Source organism: Variovorax sp. Soil_C_12, from assembly GCF_057657375.1.
Genome location: NZ_JBDGIO010000002.1, coordinates 226,137 through 242,554, shown reverse-complemented (window position 1 = coordinate 242,554; position 16,418 = coordinate 226,137). Strand labels below are relative to the sequence as shown.

The 16,418-nt window shown below is 65.2% G+C and carries 14 protein-coding genes; 3 read left to right on the top strand and 11 right to left on the bottom strand.

Annotated elements, in window-relative coordinates; translation table 11 throughout:
• Positions 1-20 precede the first annotated feature (20 nt).
• From AC3A6X_RS06060 to AC3A6X_RS06040, 5 genes are read right to left on the bottom strand one after another with little or no spacing between them, the layout of a single operon-like run.
• Entirely contained in the window at positions 21-1,130 is a 1,110-nt protein-coding gene (locus tag AC3A6X_RS06060) for a CobW family GTP-binding protein (protein ID WP_487841314.1), read from the bottom strand.
• Positions 1,127-1,501: a hypothetical protein gene (locus AC3A6X_RS06055; RefSeq protein WP_487841313.1), complete on the bottom strand. Its 375-nt coding sequence runs from the start codon at positions 1,499-1,501 to the stop codon at positions 1,127-1,129. The genes AC3A6X_RS06060 and AC3A6X_RS06055 overlap by 4 nt, the downstream gene beginning before the upstream one ends.
• A gap of 8 nt (positions 1,502-1,509) precedes the next feature.
• Positions 1,510-3,300 carry a hydantoinase B/oxoprolinase family protein gene (locus AC3A6X_RS06050; protein WP_487841312.1) on the bottom strand — a complete coding sequence of 597 codons (1,791 nt, stop codon included), beginning with the start codon at positions 3,298-3,300 and terminating at the stop codon, positions 1,510-1,512.
• Positions 3,297-5,381: a hydantoinase/oxoprolinase family protein gene (locus AC3A6X_RS06045; RefSeq protein WP_487841311.1), complete on the bottom strand. Its 2,085-nt coding sequence runs from the start codon at positions 5,379-5,381 to the stop codon at positions 3,297-3,299. Before AC3A6X_RS06045 ends, AC3A6X_RS06050 begins: the two co-directional genes overlap by 4 nt.
• A gap of 15 nt (positions 5,382-5,396) precedes the next feature.
• Positions 5,397-6,248: a fumarylacetoacetate hydrolase family protein gene (locus AC3A6X_RS06040; RefSeq protein WP_487841310.1), complete on the bottom strand. Its 852-nt coding sequence runs from the start codon at positions 6,246-6,248 to the stop codon at positions 5,397-5,399.
• Between the two features lie 156 nt (positions 6,249-6,404).
• On the opposite strand from AC3A6X_RS06040, the gene AC3A6X_RS06035 reads away from it, so the two are divergent.
• The gene (locus tag AC3A6X_RS06035) at positions 6,405-7,355 is read left to right on the top strand and encodes a LysR family transcriptional regulator (protein ID WP_487841309.1); all 951 of its coding nucleotides are present in this window, start codon (positions 6,405-6,407) and stop codon (positions 7,353-7,355) included.
• Here the strand turns inward: AC3A6X_RS06035 and AC3A6X_RS06030 are convergent.
• Positions 7,337-8,920, bottom strand: a complete 1,584-nt coding sequence (locus AC3A6X_RS06030) for an MFS transporter (RefSeq protein ID WP_487841308.1) — start codon at positions 8,918-8,920, stop codon at positions 7,337-7,339. The two genes, AC3A6X_RS06035 and AC3A6X_RS06030, sit on opposite strands and share 19 nt — an antisense overlap.
• Positions 8,921-9,109: 189 nt before the next feature.
• Between AC3A6X_RS06030 and AC3A6X_RS06025 the strand changes: the two genes are divergently transcribed.
• Both AC3A6X_RS06025 and AC3A6X_RS06020 read left to right on the top strand, forming a co-directional pair.
• Positions 9,110-9,394 (top strand): CopG family transcriptional regulator, encoded by a 285-nt coding sequence (locus tag AC3A6X_RS06025; protein WP_487841307.1) that lies wholly within the window; start codon positions 9,110-9,112, stop codon positions 9,392-9,394.
• Entirely contained in the window at positions 9,391-9,702 is a 312-nt protein-coding gene (locus AC3A6X_RS06020; protein ID WP_487841306.1) for a type II toxin-antitoxin system RelE/ParE family toxin, read from the top strand. The genes AC3A6X_RS06025 and AC3A6X_RS06020 overlap by 4 nt, the downstream gene beginning before the upstream one ends.
• A 67-nt stretch (positions 9,703-9,769) precedes the next feature.
• Here the strand turns inward: AC3A6X_RS06020 and AC3A6X_RS06015 are convergent, their stop codons facing one another.
• The 5 genes from AC3A6X_RS06015 to AC3A6X_RS05995 form a co-directional block, all read right to left on the bottom strand.
• A complete protein-coding gene (locus AC3A6X_RS06015; RefSeq protein WP_487841305.1) occupies positions 9,770-10,375 on the bottom strand; it encodes a class I SAM-dependent methyltransferase in 606 nt (201 codons plus the stop codon).
• A gap of 565 nt (positions 10,376-10,940) precedes the next feature.
• On the bottom strand, positions 10,941-11,360 hold the full coding sequence (locus AC3A6X_RS06010; RefSeq protein WP_487841304.1) for a hypothetical protein: 420 nt from the start codon (positions 11,358-11,360) through the stop codon (positions 10,941-10,943).
• Positions 11,361-11,925: 565 nt separating this feature from the next.
• Positions 11,926-13,218, bottom strand: coding sequence for a porin (locus AC3A6X_RS06005; RefSeq protein WP_487841303.1), 1,293 nt, complete (start codon positions 13,216-13,218; stop codon positions 11,926-11,928).
• A gap of 117 nt (positions 13,219-13,335) precedes the next feature.
• Positions 13,336-15,360, bottom strand: a complete 2,025-nt coding sequence (locus AC3A6X_RS06000) for a 4-oxalomesaconate tautomerase (protein WP_487841302.1) — start codon at positions 15,358-15,360, stop codon at positions 13,336-13,338.
• A gap of 1 nt (position 15,361) precedes the next feature.
• On the bottom strand, positions 15,362-16,333 hold the full coding sequence (locus tag AC3A6X_RS05995) for a Bug family tripartite tricarboxylate transporter substrate binding protein (RefSeq protein ID WP_487841301.1): 972 nt from the start codon (positions 16,331-16,333) through the stop codon (positions 15,362-15,364).
• Between the last annotated feature and the right edge of the window lie 85 nt (positions 16,334-16,418).

Below are 16,418 nucleotides of genomic sequence, written 5' to 3'. Positions count from 1 at the left end.
GACCAGGACTTTCAGTGATTTCATGGAGTCTCCGTTGATTTGGATGAGGGATCCGGTGAAGAGGCCGCCGGCGGTCTCTGCCGGCGACGGCGCTCGAAGACGCGCAGAGACTCGTCCATCGACTCTGCGTCGACGCCTCGCGTGATGAACACAATCCGGGTGCGTCTGTCCGCGCTCGGCCAGGCCGGCAGTGACTCGGGCGGCTGGTACAGGTGCTGGACGCCGTGGAACACGAGCGGCTGCTCGGGCTGCTCCTGCAGGTTGACGATTCCCTTCACGCGCAGCAGGTCTTCGCCCCGCATGGCGATCACCATGTCGAGCCAGGCGTAGAAGCCGTCGCGCGGAAGCGGGTCGTCGCGCACGATCACGAACGAATTGATGCCGCCCGAGTGCGGCGACGGCTCGCCTGTGCCGCCGACAGCCGGGATCGGTCGGTAAGACAGACCACTCTCCACGGGGGCGGACCGTGAGTCGTTCGTGCGCGTCGCCATCGTCTGCCGCAGCACTCGCGCGTGCTCGTCGCGCTGCTGATTCACAACGCCCGTCGGATTCAGGGCCCTCAGGCGGTCCAACAACGCCGGCGAGATCGGTGCTTCCAGCAGGTCCATCTTCGTGAGGAACAGCTGATCGGCCATGGCGACTTGCCTGGCGGCCTCCGGATGTCGTTCGAGCGTGCCAAGCGCCAGCACGGCGTCGACCGTGCAGCACACACCCGACAACGTGAAGCGATCCTTGACCGCGGGCTCGCCCATCAAGGTTCGCAGGATGGGGGCAGGGTCGGCGAGGCCGCTGGTCTCGATCACGACCTGGCGCAGCGCCGGGCCGCCGGCCAGGTCTCGTTCGCCGAGACTCACCAGCGCCCCGATGAGATCGCCGCGCACCGCGCAACACATGCAGCCGTTGGCCAGCAGGATGGTGTCTTCAGTCGTCTGAGCGATGAGATCGTGGTCGATGCCGATCTCACCGAACTCGTTGACGATCACCGCGGTTCCTTGCAGATCGGGTTCCCGCAGAAGCTCGTTCAGGAGCGTCGTCTTGCCGCTACCCAGAAACCCGGTGAGCACCGTCACGGGCACGCGATCGCGCCCGGGCCGGTCGCTGGCCAACAATGAGGAGAAGTGGCCACTCATGATCCGCCCTGCGTTCGCCCGCCATGAAGCTCGGCGAAGGAATTCAAGGTTCGCTCCAGCCTGGCCAGCAACCATTCGCTTGCCTCGGAAGCAAATTCCTCCCGCTCGAGGCCCTCCAGCAGCGACTGAAGCGGAAGGCCCGTGGCTTGCGATGTCGGGCGGGCCCGGAAGAACGCCTCCACTGCCGAGACCCCCGAGCGAAGGCCTGCGTCCTCCAGGTAGTCGACGATGTCGAGTTCGAAGTCGACCAGCTGGAGGCTCACGCCGCCCGCGCCGCAGCCGCAACTGGAGCCGAGCGCAACGTGACGCATCGCCAGCTCGCTCCACAGGCGTGAGAGCCTGGAGGCGCGCTGCGACAGGTCATCGGCCATGACGAGGCTCACTGGCCGGCCCAGGCGAGGTCGGTGGAGCCGTTGCCGCCATTGGCCGGCGTGCTGCGCAGCGTGCGCGTCGCTTCAGGGTCAACCTGCCCCCTGGAGTCCAGCGCGACGCGGTAGACCTCGCGCGCCACCTGGGTGCTCACGTAGCCCTCGCGCACGTCTTCCGCGACCAGATCGACGTCTCGGTCCAGCGGATCGCCGAAGCCGCCCCCGCCGCCCGACAGCATCTTGTAGGCGTCGCCACGCTCCAGCCGCACGTTGAAGATCTTCGCGTTCAGGTGGTCGGTCTTCCACTCACCCTTGTGGCGCACGGCCAGGCCGTTGCCCATGGCGTCGCCGCCGCCTTCCAGGCCCCAGGGCTTGCAGTGCACGCGGTCGATGCGAGTCGTCACGGTGAAGGGCGAGAGCGCCTGCACCACCATCTCCGCACCCAGGCCCCCGCGGTACTGACCCGCGCCGGCACTGTCCTGACGGATCTGGTACTTCTCGACCAGCACGGGGTACTTGGCCTCGAGCTGCTCCGTCGGGCTGTTGTGCGTGTCGCCGTCGTTGATGCAGACCGTGACGGACACGCCGTCCTCGCTGCTCTTCGCGCCCCAGCCGCCGCCCAGCGGCCCGATGCCCACGATGAAGAGCCGCCCGTCCTCCGGCGAGATGCCATGGATGTTGGGGAACACCAGGTCGGCATGGTGGCCGGCGATGGAACGGTCGGGGATGGCCGGGGCCAGCGCCTTGAAGATGGTGTCGATCACCGTCATCGGGAAGGTCATCCACACCCGCATCGGGTAGGGCCGTTCGGCGCTGATCACCGTGCCCATCGGCATGATCACTTTCAGCGAACGGAAGCTCCCGTCGTTGACCGGGTAGTCCGTCGGCGTGGTCAGGCACTTGTAGGCCACCTGCGCGCAGGCGATGCCGGTGGTGAAGCCGGAGTTGTAGAAGCCGCGCACCTGCTTGCTGACGTCCGACAGGTCCACCGTCATCTCGTCGCCCTGCACGGTCACTTTCACGCGGATCGGGATGCGCTTGCCGATCTCCAGGCCGTCGTCGTCCATGAAGGACTCGGCCTCGTACACGCCGTCGGGGATCGACAGCGTGTTCTTGCGCGCGACCGCCTCCGAGGAATCCATGATCTGGCGGATCGAGCCGTTCACCGCATCGGCGCCGTAGCGCTGCAGCAGCTCGACATAGCGGCGCTCGCCGGTGGTGATCGCCGTGATCTGCGCGCGCAGGTCGCCCAGCGCCCGCTCGGCCAGCCGCACGTTCATCGCGATGATGTCGATCAGGTCCTGGTTGACCACGCCCTCGCGCTGGTACTTCATGATGGGGATCTGAATCCCCTCGCTGAAGATGTCGGTGGTGACGTTGCCGAGCGTCCCGCCCACGTCCAGCCAGTGCGCCATGCAGCAGGTGAAGCCTTCCAGCCTGCCTTCGTGGAACACCGGCATCGTGAACGTGAAATGGTTCAGGTGGCTGCCGGTGGTGTAGGCGTCGTTGGTGACCAGGATGTCGCCGGGCAGGATGTTTTCGTAGCCGAAGTGCTTGATCTTGGCCTTGACCGTCTCCGACATGCCGCGGATGAACATCGGCAGGCCCAGGCCGATGGAAACCGTGTCGCCCTCCTTGGTGAACAGGCCGACCGTGAAGTCCAGCGCCTCGTAGATGATGAGGTTGTAGGCGGTGCGCGTGAGGTTGGTCTTCATCTCCTCCGTCACGGCGTACAAGCCGTTGCGGACGATCTCGACGGTGACGGGATCGACCGTCGCGGGGGTGTTCGTGGGGGTGCTCATGTCCGATCGCTCCCGATGGAGATTTGAAGATTGCCGAGTTCGTCCACGCGCATCTCGTCGCCTGGTTGCATCACGGTGGTCGAGGCGTGTTCCTCGATCAGCGCCGGGCCGCTGACAACGTTGCCCGAGCGCAGAAGGTCGCGCTTGTAGACCGGTGTGTCGGCCCAGCCGCCGGAGCGGAAGTACACCGGCTTGACGGCACGCATCGCGGCCTTCTCGGGTTTGGATGAGCCCTCGTCCACCTGGTGCCTAGGCGGCTTTTTCATCGTGCCGAGCACGGTGACGCGCAGGCTCACCAGGTCAGCCGGTTCCTTCGGTGCCGAAGTGCCGTAGCGCACCTTGTGGAGCTCGTCGAACTGCTGCTTGATCGCGGAGCGGTCCTTGCCCTCGAAGAAGGCCATCGGCAGGTCCACCGTGACGGCGTGCTCCTGGCCCACGTAGCGCATGTCCGCAGCGCGCTCGATCACGACACCGTCCGCCTTCACGCCGGACTGCTCCAGTGCCGCGCGGCCCTCGTCTTCCATCGTCTTGTAGGCCGATTCGATTTCCTCGAAGGACACATCGTTGAGCTTGCGGAACACCGAGCGCACGTAGTCGTAGCGCAAGTCGGAGAACAGCATCCCGTAGGCCGAGAAGTAGCCTGGCGCGTACGGAATCAGCACCTTGCGGATGCCGATTTCGCGCGCAATCGCCGAGGCGTGCAGCGGACCGGCGCCGCCGTACACCACCATGGTGAAGCTGCCGGCGTCCAGGCCGCGTTCCGTGGTCACGGCCTTCACGGCGTGCGACATCTGCGTCACCGCGATGCGCAGGATGCCATCGGCCGCTTCGGTCGGGTCCAGGCCCAGGGGGCCGGCCACGCGCTCGGCCATCTGGCGCTTGCAGCCTTCCAGGTCGAGCTTGAGTTCGCCACCGAGGAAGTTGTCGGCGTCGAGCCGGCCCAGCACCAGGTTGGCATCGGTCACGGTCGGCTCCTTGCCGCCGCGGCCATAGGCCACCGGGCCGGGGATGGAGCCGGCGCTCTGCGGTCCCACGCGCAGCGCATTGCCGGTCTCCACGCGGGCGATCGAGCCACCGCCCGTGCCGACTTCGTGGATATCCATCATCGGGATCTGGATCGGCAGCGCGCGCTCATAGCCGCCGATCAGGGCCGAGCCCGTCGTGAGCGGCCGGCCCTCGCTGATCACGCCGGCCTTGGCCGTCGTGCCGCCCATGTCGAAGGCGATCGCATCGCCCATGCCGAGTTGCGCGCAGATGGCCTGCGCACCGATCACGCCGGCCGCGGGGCCCGACTCCAGCATGCGAACGCAGCCGACGCGCGCATGCTCGATCGGAAACAGGCCACCGGTCGACTGCACGATATAGAAATCGCCGCCGAAGCCCCTGCCTGAAAGGTGAGTTTCAAGCTGACCGAGGTATTCGGAGACGCGCGGCCCGACGTAGGCGTTGGCCACGACCGTGGAGACGCGCTCGAATTCGCGGTATTCCTGCGACAGCTCGTGCGAAGCGGAAACGAAAGCGCCCGGCAGCTCTTCCTGCAGGATCTGCTTGACGCGCTGTTCGTGCGCCGGATTGCGATACGAGTGCAGCAGCAGCACCGCCACCGCCTCGATGTTCTGGCCCTTCAGCTCGCGGGCCAGCTCGCGCACCGCGCCCTCGTCCAGCGGCTTGTGCAAGCTGCCGTCGGCGCGCAGGCGCTCGGCCACCTCGAAGCGCAGCGAGCGCTTGACCAGCGGCTGGTGCTTGTTGAAGAACAGGTTGTAGGCATCCGGACGGTTGACGCGGCCGATCTCGTAGATGTCGCGAAAACCTTCCGTGATCAGAAGCGCCGTGTTGGCGCCGTTGCGCTCCAGCAGCGTGTTGATGGCGATGGTGGACCCGTGCAGGAACAGCTGGCCGTTGCGCACATCGATGTCGGCGCTGTCGAGCGTGGCCTGGATACCGTTCACGAGCTGGCCGTGTGTCGAAAGCGCCTTGCCGAACATCAGCTTGCCGGTGGACTCGTCGAAAGCGGCCATGTCGGTGAAGGTGCCGCCGATGTCGACCGCAATGCGCAGATGGGGTTTGGATGGGGTTGCCATGTGTGTCTCGGCGCCTCAGGCTGCCGTTCCGATGCGGTTGCGCAGGATGCCCAGGCCGGTGATCTCCACCTCGACCACGTCGCCTTCCTTCATGTACAGCGGTGGCTCGCGGCGGTCGCCGACGCCACCGGGCGTTCCGGTGGCGATCACGTCACCGGGCGACAGCGGCGTGAAGCGGGAGATGTACTCGACCAGCACGGGAATGTTGAAGATCAGGTCGTCGATGCTCGCGTGCTGCATCACGTTGCCGTTGACGCGCGTCTCCAGCGTCAGCTTGGTGACGTCCGGCACCTCATCGCGGGTCACCAGATACGGTCCGAAAGGCGCGGTACCGGGGAAGTTCTTGCCCGGCGTGAACTGGTGCGTGTGGCGCTGCCAGTCGCGAACGCTGATGTCGTTCAGGCACGCATAGCCCGCGATGTGCTCGAAGGCCTGCGCCTTGGGAATGTCGCGGCCGGCCTTGCCGATCACGAAGGCCAGTTCGCCTTCCCAGTCGAAGCGCTCGGAAAAGGCCGGGCGCAGAACGGTGTCTTCATGCGCAGCCAGCGTGTCGTTGAAGCGGATGAACAGCGACGGGTATTCGCTGTCCCCGCGCTTGGTCTCGGCCACGTGGGTCTTGTAGTTCAGCCCCACGCAGATCAGCTTGGGTGGGTTGGGAATCACCGGTAGCGCGCGCACTGCGCTCGCCTGCACGGCGCTGCCGCTGGCCGCGGCCGCCTGCTCGAGTTCTTGCAAGGCATCGGCACGCAACACCGACAGGAGGTCGGGATGCCGGCCGAGGAAGTCGGGCGGCGGCAGTCGGTAGCGGTCTCCTTGCACCACGCCGTAGGTGGCCTGCCCGGCGTGTATGAAGCTGGTGAGTTTCAAACGAGTCTCCTTGGTCCAAATCGCTGCGTTGATTTGCTCGAAATGAGTCGGTTGCAGCAGCCAAGGCAAATGTAAAAATCCGGGAGCTCCCCGCATAGATAGAATTCAGAGCAATCAGACTTGCCTTGTTTGGCATATCGTGAACGGGGTGTCCCTATGAACGTCGCTGCCGTCAGGCTCTTTTTGGAGGTGTTGGACGCTGGCAGCCTGAGCAAGGTCGCGGCCAGGCGACAGACGGTGCAGTCGCACATCAGCCGCCAGATCAATGACTTCGAAGCGGGTTTCGGCGGCCCACTGTTTCGGCGAACGGGCAGGGGCGTGGCGCCAACCGAATTGGGCGAGCGCGCGGCAGTGCGGCTACGGTCTTGGCTCCTGGAGACCGATCGTCTGGCGGAGGAACTTCGCGAGGAATCGGGCAAACTGCTCGGCGAGGTCCGCCTGGGCGTCATCCCGTCGGCAGCCCATCCATTGATGACACGGCTTTTTGAACGCCTGCAGGTCGAGCACCCTGGCATCCGTCTCAACATCGCCGAAGCTCAGGGCACCGAGCTCAACGCCATGCTCGACAGCGGGGCGGTCGACATGGCGATCCTCTTTCGATTCAATCGCCCGAGCGGTGGCGAAGAAAAGTTGCTGAGCGTCGCGCATACCTACTTGATTGCTGCACCGGGTGACGGGCTCACGAAAGAGCCCACGGTCAACTTCTCGTGCCTGTCCGGTCTGCGCCTGGTGCTTCCTCGACGTCCCAGTCACTGGCGCAATGCACTCGACGAGGCAGCCCGAAGCCTGGGCTTCGCGCTGACCCCCGTCGCCGAAGTCGATTCGCTGACGATGCAGAAGGAACTCGTGGCACACACGGCTGGCCTCTATTCGATGATGGGACCGTACTCGATTGCCACGGAGCTGCAACGCGGCCGTCTTCAAGCCAGCAAGCTCGTCAAGCCTGATCTCTTTCGCCACGTGACTCTGGCGTTCCCCAAACAAGGCAAGCTTTCGCCCGCGTGCAGGATGGTTGCCGAGATGATTCAGCAGATTGTCCGCGCATGGGGGAGCGAGCTCACCGAGCCCACGGGCGAGTCCGGACGATCTCACCGCTCGGCGATGTAGTGTTGGGTCGTCACCGCCTCGCCGTCGCGCAGGAACATCCGTACACGCGCCTCGATGTCCTGGTCGGCCAGCGTGGCCCGAGCGCGCTGGTGCAGGTAATCGGCCCAGGAGGCGACGATGAATCGCTCGACGTAGCGCGACGGATCGCCGAGGTCGCGATAGACGCGCCACAGGGTGGCGCCGTCGCGGCGCCGCGAGGCGCGCAGCTGGGTCACGGCGTTCAGGAACTCTTCGGCTTCGCCGGCGCGGATGCGGTAGGCGATCTCCACCGACACCGGGCCATCGTCCGGAAGCGGCTGATCCTTGATGAAAAGATCTTCCCAGAGCGCGACGGGCGTGACCTCGGGCGAAGCGCCCATGCGCAGTGGCAGCCAGCGGGCGAGAAAGATGCCGCCCATCATGGCGAGGGCTGCGATGCTGAGCGCAATGGCCAGCCCGGTGATGCCGGAAACCGCGCCCCAGAATGCCGAGCCGATGGCGAACGAACCCAGCGCGCTGACCGTGTGCAGCGCCACGGCGCGCGAACGGACCCAGGGCGGCGCGCTGGATTGCGTGGCCGTGTTGAAGGTGGCCATCACTGCCATCCAGGCGGCGCCGCCGATGGCAAGTGCCACGAAGACCACCGTGGGAACGCGCACGAACGCAGCGATGAGCATCACGGCGGCGAAGACCATGCACCCCAGCGCGACGAGGCGCTCGAGCCCCAGGCGCGCGCGCAGCTTGCCCAGCACCAGGCCCGCAGCGACCGCGCCTGTGCCCAGGCATCCCATGAGGAAGCCGAATCCGGCGGCGCCCAACTTGAGTTGTTGTGCCGCGATGGCCGGCAACAGCGCCCACAGCGCCGAGCCCGTGCCGCTGTAGGCGACGGTGCGCAGCAGCTGGGCCAGGATCATCGGCGAGTGCCTTGCATAGCGCAGGCCCGCGATGGTGCCGCTCCAGAGGCGCTCCGCCGGCAGGGGCGACTGCGCATGCGGGGCAGGGGGCCAACGCCGCACCGCTTGCATCATCACCAGTGCGCTCGCCACCGCGAGCACGAATACCCAGCCTGCACCGAGCCATGCGAACACGAAGCCTGCGATGGAGGGTCCCAAGGCCCGCGCGCTGTTCCAGGCGATCGACATCGCCGTGATGGCCTGTGGCATGTCCTCGCGCGGCACCGTGTCCGCCACGCTCGTGTTCCAGGCCGGTGACAGCAGCGCCGTGCAGCAGCCGGCGGCAAAGGTGAACAGCAGCAAGGTCGCCGGTCCCGCCCACCCGCCCAATGCGAGCAGGGACAGGACAACGACGATGGCCACCTGAACGGCCAGCGCATTCAGGATCAGCCGCCGCCGGTCGGTGGTGTCGGCCAGCACGCCGGCCGGCAGTGCCAGCAGGAACATCGGCAGGAACACGGCGGTCTGCACCAAGGCCGCGAGGAAAGAGGAGCCCGTGAGCTCCACCATGAGCCACGAAGCCGCCATGACCTGCATGGCGTTGCCGGTGAAATAGATGGCGCTGCCGGTCCATAGCCCCCGGAATGCGGGCAGGCGCAAGGGCGACCAGAGGGAGTGGGATGCGGAGGACATCGACGGAAGCTTTGCCCGATTATGGTCGGGGCGTTCGCACGTCTTGCATTTGAAATCCGCTCGAAAATTCTGCATCTGACCAGGAGCCGATGGATGGAGCGATGGAGTTTTTTGGGGTAGTAGCTTCCATCGCGGAAAGGTAGCACTAGTGTGCTACAGTGACCGAGGCAGCCAAGACAGGAACCACCGATGTCCACAACCACCATTCGCATTGAGGATGACTTGAAGGCGCGGGTCGCCGCAGCTGCGGAGCGAGCCGGGAAGACCGCCCACGCCTTTATCGTCGAGGCGATCGCACAGACTGTCGAACAGGCCGAGATAGAGGAAGAGCATTGTCGCGTTGCCGACGAGCGCTGGGCCAAGGTGCTTTCGACCGGCAAGACCGTTCCCTGGGATGATGCCAAGGCCTATCTTGAGGCTCGCTTGAAGGGGGAGCGGCCGAGGAAGCCGGTCGCCCGCAGGCTCGGTCAGTGAGCGGTCGAGACGTTCGGCTTGAGCTTGCGCCGGAAGTCTTGGATGACTTCGATCGCTTCTTTGATCACATGGCCCGGTTCGAGGGAACCGATGGGCCGGGGCGGATCGAGGACATCGTTCAGTCCCTGCAGATCTTGACTCTCAGCCCTCTGATCGGTCGGCCTGTGAAAGGCGGCAAACGCGAATTGATCATCGGGCACGGATCGCGCGGGTATGTCGCGCTATACCGCTTCATGGCAGATTTCGACACCGTCTTCGTTCTTGCCATACGCAGCCAACGCGAGCGAGGCTTCAAACGCCGGCGCTGAAGTCTGTGCTCCTCCTCGCCGAGAGAGACCCACCTGATTGCTGGACGCAGCGCCCGTCGCTCCGCCGTCACTCTGCCGCGCACTCGAGCGAGAACAGCGGCACATCGGATTGCCGGCTGAGCCACACGCCACCGCCAATCTCCTTGAACTGCCGCGACAACCCGCGCCGGTACACCTCGGCGCGGTGGCGAAAGAGCTGCGGGTCGGTCAGGTTTTCGTCCACGATGTCGCGTTCGTAGTCCTCGCGCACCACGGCCTCCACGTAGAGAGCACCCCGGGTCAAGGTCCCGAGGTTGCTCAGCGCGCGTTTCAGATCCGGCGGGCTCAGGTAGGCGAGGACGCCCTGGCAGATGAGAAAGTCGAAGGGCTCACCGGATCGGTAATCCACGACCGAACCGCGCTCCCACCCGTAGCGCCGGCACAGATACTCGCTGAACTCCACGCCGTGATAGCTGGCCTGCGGGAAATGCTGCGCCACGATGTCGCGCCACAGCCCGACGCCGCAGCCGATGTCCAGCACCCGGTGCACGGGTACGCGCAGGTATTTCAGATAGGAGCAGACGAAGGCGCCCAGGCGCTCGATGTGCTGCGGGTCCGCCACCTTGGTCTTCTTGTCGAAGTAATAGCGCTGATAGTAGGACTCGTCGAAGGCGGCGGCACTGACTGATTCCATGGGAGTCCCTTTTTCCAACTCCGCATTCTGTCTCACCGCCGCTCGCATGCGCCCTGGGGCTTATCACACCAAAGGCTTCGTTCGCCGGCGCAGGCCCGATAAAAAAACCTGAATCGCGCACGGGCTGCTCGTTCGATGAGCACCGCAATGGAAGCCAAGCAGGATGCGGCTCCGGCGAGATGCTCAGGTGGTTATCCACAGAGTCATGCACCGCCCAAGGGGAAAACAAGGGCTTGACTTCCGCGTTTTGGTGCACTGCAACATGCTATTTCCTCATTGGCAGCCGCACGTTCCATGTGCGCGGGGACCCTTTATTGCGGCACGCCATCTCGGTGCGCTACCTGCTATCTTTTCCACAGCAGGGTGCGAGCGGCAACTCACTTGCCTGGGGGCGTCTTCAGCCCCGGGAGGCTTCCAAGTCCGGACTGAGCCACCGATGCCATAGGGCGCCACCCCTCGGCGCCGATGATGAGGATCTGCTGCATCCCGGGATGGTTGCCGCGAAGGCGTGGACTGTCAGTCCCTGCACGAGGGGACCAGCCGTCGTCGGGCCGCGGCGGCGCATCTATGCGGGAAGGGCGTGCAGGGCGGCGAGCCCGATCGCGATGGCCACGCACAGGAAGCCGAACGCCGCGGGCGTTCGCGAGGCAGGATGAAAGGCCAGCGCGACGACGCATGCCACGAAGAGGAAGGGGAGCGGGACGAGGACGGGAAGCGCCAGCAGCAGGACGTCTTCGATGGCGTGCCAGCTGGCCATGCCCTCTGCGGTGGTCCAGCGCGTGCCGATCAGCGGCAATGCGGCCACCGCCATGCAGAGGAAGAAGCTTGGGAAAAGCCAGTCTCCGGGCGCCGGCTGGGTGCTCTGCCTGGGCTGCCTCACGGGCCAGTCCGGTTCGTCGCCTTGGTTGCAGTGCTGATGGGCCTGGTGGGTGGAGGTGTGCGTTGCCATGCGGGGCAATGTACGAACGGCCGCCTCGAAGTCCATCGCCGGATCGGGGCAGTATCGGGTGGTGCTACCCGTCGTGGCAGTTCACGCATCCGGCGCCGCGGAATGTCGCTGGCTCGCAGTTGCAGCGGGCCGGGAAGTCGCAAAAAATAGACGACGCCGGCACATGTCGTGCTCGGCCCACGGATGTCGAAGTTCGTGGGAAAGCCGAGCGATTTTTGCTCCTCTGCAGGCCGTGAGGGCGGCAGAATCGTCCGAATGACTGAGCCAGGCGACCTTCCCGACGACCAGCTGAAGGAGCGCGCGCGCCTGTGGCGCCTCATGGCGCTTCGCGGAGAGAGGCACGCCCACGGTCCGGCGCACGAGCACGAGACCGAGCTGCGTCGGCGTCAGCGCGCAGCGAACCCTGCGCCCTCGCAGGCCGAGCCACCGCCCGAGCGACGGCTCTGGCGGTTCTGGTAGCGCCTCGTCTCTGTGCGCCAGCAGGGCGCGCAAGCCCTGCAACAGAACTGAGACAAAAGACGCGATCGGTTGCACTGTCCGTCGGTGCAACTGCAAAGTACCAGGGCGGCCGCCAGAGCCCCAAACTCGCTGCCCGCTCGATTCAGAATGCGTGACGCAGCCCGAAGTCGTAGCCCGTTGCGCTGCGCGGCGCCAAACCCGCCACTCCAGAACCCGTCGACAAGAAGGCCGGGCCCCCAAGCCCGACGGCCATGATTGCAGGATTGTTCTGTCCGTTCTTGATTCGAGCGCGAGCCACCGTGGCGTAGAGCGCGGTCCGCTTCGACAGGTTGTGGACGTAGCCGAGCGCGAGCTTGTTCACCGACGCATCGCGGTCCAGTGCCAGCAACGTTGGCGCGGCGGAACTCAGGTCGTTCTTGAACTTGACGCGAGCGTACGACGCCTTGAGAACGCCAGCACCCACTGGGACCGTCATGCCGATCATGGCGCCGTTGTACTCGTCATTGTCTGTGAAGGTGCGTCTGCCGGCACTCAAGGGAGCGGTGGTGGTCTCAGCCTTGTCTTTGACCTGCGACAGCTCGCCCATCAGCTTGAGGACACCGAAATCGTAGGACGCGCCCAAGTTGATCGTGCGCAGCTTCTCGGAAAGCCGGGTGCCGGCCACGACCCCGGCCTCGCTGATCACCAGGGTGTCTGCGGCTGTACTCTGTCCATAGGCAACCGCCACATCGAGCGGGCCGTTCGCGTAGCCGAACCGACCGCCGTAGTAGCGTCCGCGTTGGGACGGACTGTCGGACAGGTAACTGTGTTTCACGTTCTCAGGCAGGGCGTACATGACCTGACCGTAGAAGCCGCCAAGGTTGCGGGGCAGAAAGTAACCCACGCTGTTGGATGCCCGGATCGCGTTGTCGTTTGCCGCAATGGGGGAGCCCGGGCCTCGCGCCGTGGCAATGTTGCCGCTGATGCTCTTGATGAGATTCTCGCCGACGCCCACTGCGCCCATCGGGTCAAACACGCTCTCGTTCCAGTAGGTCGGAACATAGTCTCGGCCAAGTCGGAGTTCGCCGAATCCGCCGGACAGGCTCACCGTTGAGCGACGGCTGAAGGATGTCAAAGCGGTCGCGCCGCTGTCCTGGGTGAAGCCCGACTCGAGCCAGAAGCCGGCCGCCAATCCGCCGCCCAGATCTTCGGTGCCACGGAAGCCGACCCGACTTGACGAATTGGCGCCGCTCGACAGGACAGTCTGCGAGCGCGTCACCTCCGGGAAGGCGAGCGCCGACGCGGGCGGGAGCGCCAACGTGTTGTTGTAGAAGGCGCTTTTGACGCTGTAGTGACTGACAGCGGCATCCGCGACGCCGAAAAGCGTCAGGGACGACTGCGCCGAAGCAGCGCCCGAAACGGCCAGCGCCGCAAAGGTGATCAAGGACATACGCATAGCAAGTGTCTCCAAGGACGAACAAGGATTGCCGGCGCCTTGCAACGCCGGCGGTGGATGCGGCAACTCGCCGCAAGATGGTTCGGCCACGCGTGCCGGTCTGGGTGGTTCGGCCGATCAATCCGCCGCAAGCAGGCGGATGTCTTGCGGGGCCAGAGCGCCCTCGGCCACCACCTCCTGCCAACGACCGAACTCGTGTCGAACGCGTTCTCGCAGTGCAGATGGGGCACCGGCCTCGACCGTCGCACCTTGGCGTTCGAATCGAGCAACCACTTGCAGATTGGCAAGAACCTCGTTCAGGGCCCGGTTGATCTGTGCGATGACTGCGGGCGAGGTGCGTGCAGGGGCAAACAGCCCGTACCACTGCGAGACATCGACCCCTTCGATGCCCGATTCCGAAAGCGTAGGCACCGCAGGCAACGCTTCGAGACGCGCTGGGGCCGCGACGGCGAGGGCGCGTAGCCGGCCGTCAAGGATGAAGGGATGTGCGGTGAACAGGCTCGGAAACATGACCTGCGAGCGACCATCGAGTGTGTCCACGATGGCAGGCGCTGCACCCTCATGGGTTCTGCCTTCCATCTTCGTGCCCGTGTTCAGTTGAAACAGCTCCGCCGCAAAGTGTGGCGGCGTACCGTCGCCGGCCGACGCGTACCTAATGCTGCCTGGCCGGCCGCGCAAATGCTGCAGGAGGCTGCGAACGTCGTCGAAGCCGGCGTGCCGGTTGGCCACCATCAGGGTCGGCGACGATCCGATCAGCCCGACCGGCTCGAAATCCTTGACAGGGTGGTAGCCCAGCTTCTGGAGTGCGGGGTTCATGGCGTGGGTGCCCACGTAGCCGAACATGAGGGTGTGGCCGTCCGGTTCCGCCCTGGCCACAAACTCGCTCGCGATCGCACCATTTGCGCCGGCTCGGTTGTCCACAAGGACTTCTTGGCCGAGCAACGGCTTCAGTTCGGCCGCGATGATCCTGGCCATCGTGTCGTTGCCGCCGCCTGCACGGGTTGGCACGATGATCGTGATGGGTTTGCGCGGAAACGTGGCCGACTCACGTGCAACGGCTTCAGGCCGCGTAAAGACGTAGTCGGGCAACTGCATCTCGCCCTGCATGATCTTTCTGGCGGTACGCACCAGCGACGCCGCTTTCACTGTTGCGTCGTCCGCCCGACCCTCAAGCTCAACTTCCACGTCGATCTGCCCTGCAGGGTGCAGGAGAACCAGATTGTGACGACCTGGCTCGCGAGCAGCGGCGCTTGCGACTGTGCCCGGAAGTGCGAAGGCGGTGAGAACGCCGATGGCACCCGTGACCGCATGCGAAGCATGGCAGCGGCGCGGCGTGAAGTAGCGCGAGGTGATGCTGTCCGGCGACTCTCCCGCGCTGACCAGCACCGGCTTGGGAATGACGCTGGCTGAGACATCCCCGAGTCCCATCAACAGGCCGGCCTGGAGACGCAAGTCTTCGAGCCGCTCCAGCAGTGCCGCATTTGAATCAAGCGCCGCAGGCTTTTCGCTGCCGGTGACGCCAAGGTCACATGCGCGCACGATCATGAGCGGCATCGCCGCATCGATGCAGGTCACTTCGACGCCATCGATCGTGTCGATCCGCCGACCGGTCGGAAAGACCTTGCCCGTCACCGCGCCCCACGCATCCAGAAAGTTCAGAAGGATCGGTGCGGCCGTGCCGGCCACGCCATCGATGCGTGCGTCTCCCTCGTAGGTGACGCGCTTTCCGGGCGTTCTGACGGTGACGTCAATGCGCGATCGCGTGTTGACGTTGAAGACGCGTACCCGCGTGACTCCGTCCTGCGGCTCGACCAGCCCCTGCTCGATCCCGAAGGGCGCGACGCCCGAGAGCATGTTGCCGCAGTTCGGCCGGGTGTCGACGGAACGATGTCCGACCCCTACCTGCGCGAACAGGTAGTCCAGATCGCAGCCCGGTTCCTTTGAACGCGAAACGATGGCGACCTTGCTGTTGAGGGTGCTGCCGCCGCCCAAGCCGTCGAGCTGCAGCGGATCGGAGGCACCGATCGCGCCGATCAGCGCCTGGTCGCGCTCCTCGTCGCGTTCCGGCAGCCACTCCCGCAGGAAGAAGGGGCCGCGTGAGGTACCCGCACGCATCAGCACGCAGGGGATGGTTCTGCTCATCTCAGTCGGCCGAAAGCTTTGCAGCCTGGACCACCTTCTTCCACTTGACCTGCTCCTGTTGCACATAGGTGCGCATCTGATCGGAAGTCATGGTCTCAACCTCGGCGCCGTGGTCCTCCAGCTTCTTGACGACGCCCTTGTCGGCCAAAGCCGCATTGAGCACCTTGTTGAGTTGCTCGATCACGGGCTTCGGGGTCTTGGCCGGCGCGAAGATGCCGTACCACTGCGAGACGTCCACGTTGTCGACGCCCTGCTCCTTGAGCGTGGGTACGTCCGGCATCTGCGGCGAACGCTTGGTGCCCGCCACGCCGATCGCCTTGAGCTTGCCGGCCTTCACGTAGGGCATGGCAGTGAAGAGGCTCGGGAACATCACCTGTGTCTGGCCGCCGATGGTGTCGGTGATCGCGGGCGCCGATCCCTTGTACGGCACGTGAAGCATGCTGGTGCCGGTCGAGAGCTTGAACATCTCAGCGGCGAAATGCGGTGCGGTGCCGTTGCCGGCAGATGCGTAGCTCGTCTTGTCGGGCGCGGACTTGAGCGCCGCGACGAGCTCCTTCGCATTGTTCGCTTTGACGGAAGGGGTCACGACCATCAGCGTCGCGGACGTGCCGACCATGCCCACGGGCTCGAAATCCTTCACCGGGTCGTAGCGCAGCTTCTGCAGTGCGGGATTCATCGCGTGCGTGGCGACATAGCCCAGCATCAGCGTGTAGCCGTCCGGCGCGGCACGCATCACGAACTCGCTGGCAATCGCGCCATTGGCACCCGCCTTGTTGTCGACGACGACCGGTTGCTTGAGCGCAGCCGACATCGCCTGGCCGATGACGCGCGCCATGGCGTCGTTGGCGCCGCCGGCAGCGGTCGGAACGACGATGGTGATCGATTTTTCGGGATAGGCGGCGAACGCGCTGCTGCAGAAGAGCGCCGCCGCCGAGGCCAGGGCACACAGAACGGGTGCGTTACGAAATTGCATGGATGTCTCCGATGGTTTAAAGATTGGCTGAAGGTCGCTTCCTTGACCGTGGGCCTATGGTCTTCGGTTCGATGCTTGCTGTGAA

Excerpts from the sequence above, each read along its gene's own strand:
- AC3A6X_RS06060 (WP_487841314.1), bottom strand. The coding sequence starts at position 1,130 with ATGAGTGGCCACTTCTCCTCATTGTTGGCCAGCGACCGGCCCGGGCGC.
- AC3A6X_RS06055 (WP_487841313.1), bottom strand. The coding sequence starts at position 1,501 with ATGGCCGATGACCTGTCGCAGCGCGCCTCCAGGCTCTCACGCCTGTGG.
- AC3A6X_RS06050 (WP_487841312.1), bottom strand. The coding sequence starts at position 3,300 with ATGAGCACCCCCACGAACACCCCCGCGACGGTCGATCCCGTCACCGTC.
- AC3A6X_RS06045 (WP_487841311.1), bottom strand. The coding sequence starts at position 5,381 with ATGGCAACCCCATCCAAACCCCATCTGCGCATTGCGGTCGACATCGGC.
- AC3A6X_RS06035 (WP_487841309.1), top strand. The coding sequence starts at position 6,405 with ATGAACGTCGCTGCCGTCAGGCTCTTTTTGGAGGTGTTGGACGCTGGC.
- AC3A6X_RS06030 (WP_487841308.1), bottom strand. The coding sequence starts at position 8,920 with ATGTCCTCCGCATCCCACTCCCTCTGGTCGCCCTTGCGCCTGCCCGCA.
- AC3A6X_RS06025 (WP_487841307.1), top strand. The coding sequence starts at position 9,110 with ATGTCCACAACCACCATTCGCATTGAGGATGACTTGAAGGCGCGGGTC.
- AC3A6X_RS06015 (WP_487841305.1), bottom strand. The coding sequence starts at position 10,375 with ATGGAATCAGTCAGTGCCGCCGCCTTCGACGAGTCCTACTATCAGCGC.
- AC3A6X_RS06010 (WP_487841304.1), bottom strand. The coding sequence starts at position 11,360 with ATGGACTTCGAGGCGGCCGTTCGTACATTGCCCCGCATGGCAACGCAC.
- AC3A6X_RS06005 (WP_487841303.1), bottom strand. The coding sequence starts at position 13,218 with ATGCGTATGTCCTTGATCACCTTTGCGGCGCTGGCCGTTTCGGGCGCT.
- AC3A6X_RS06000 (WP_487841302.1), bottom strand. The coding sequence starts at position 15,360 with ATGAGCAGAACCATCCCCTGCGTGCTGATGCGTGCGGGTACCTCACGC.
- AC3A6X_RS05995 (WP_487841301.1), bottom strand. The coding sequence starts at position 16,333 with ATGCAATTTCGTAACGCACCCGTTCTGTGTGCCCTGGCCTCGGCGGCG.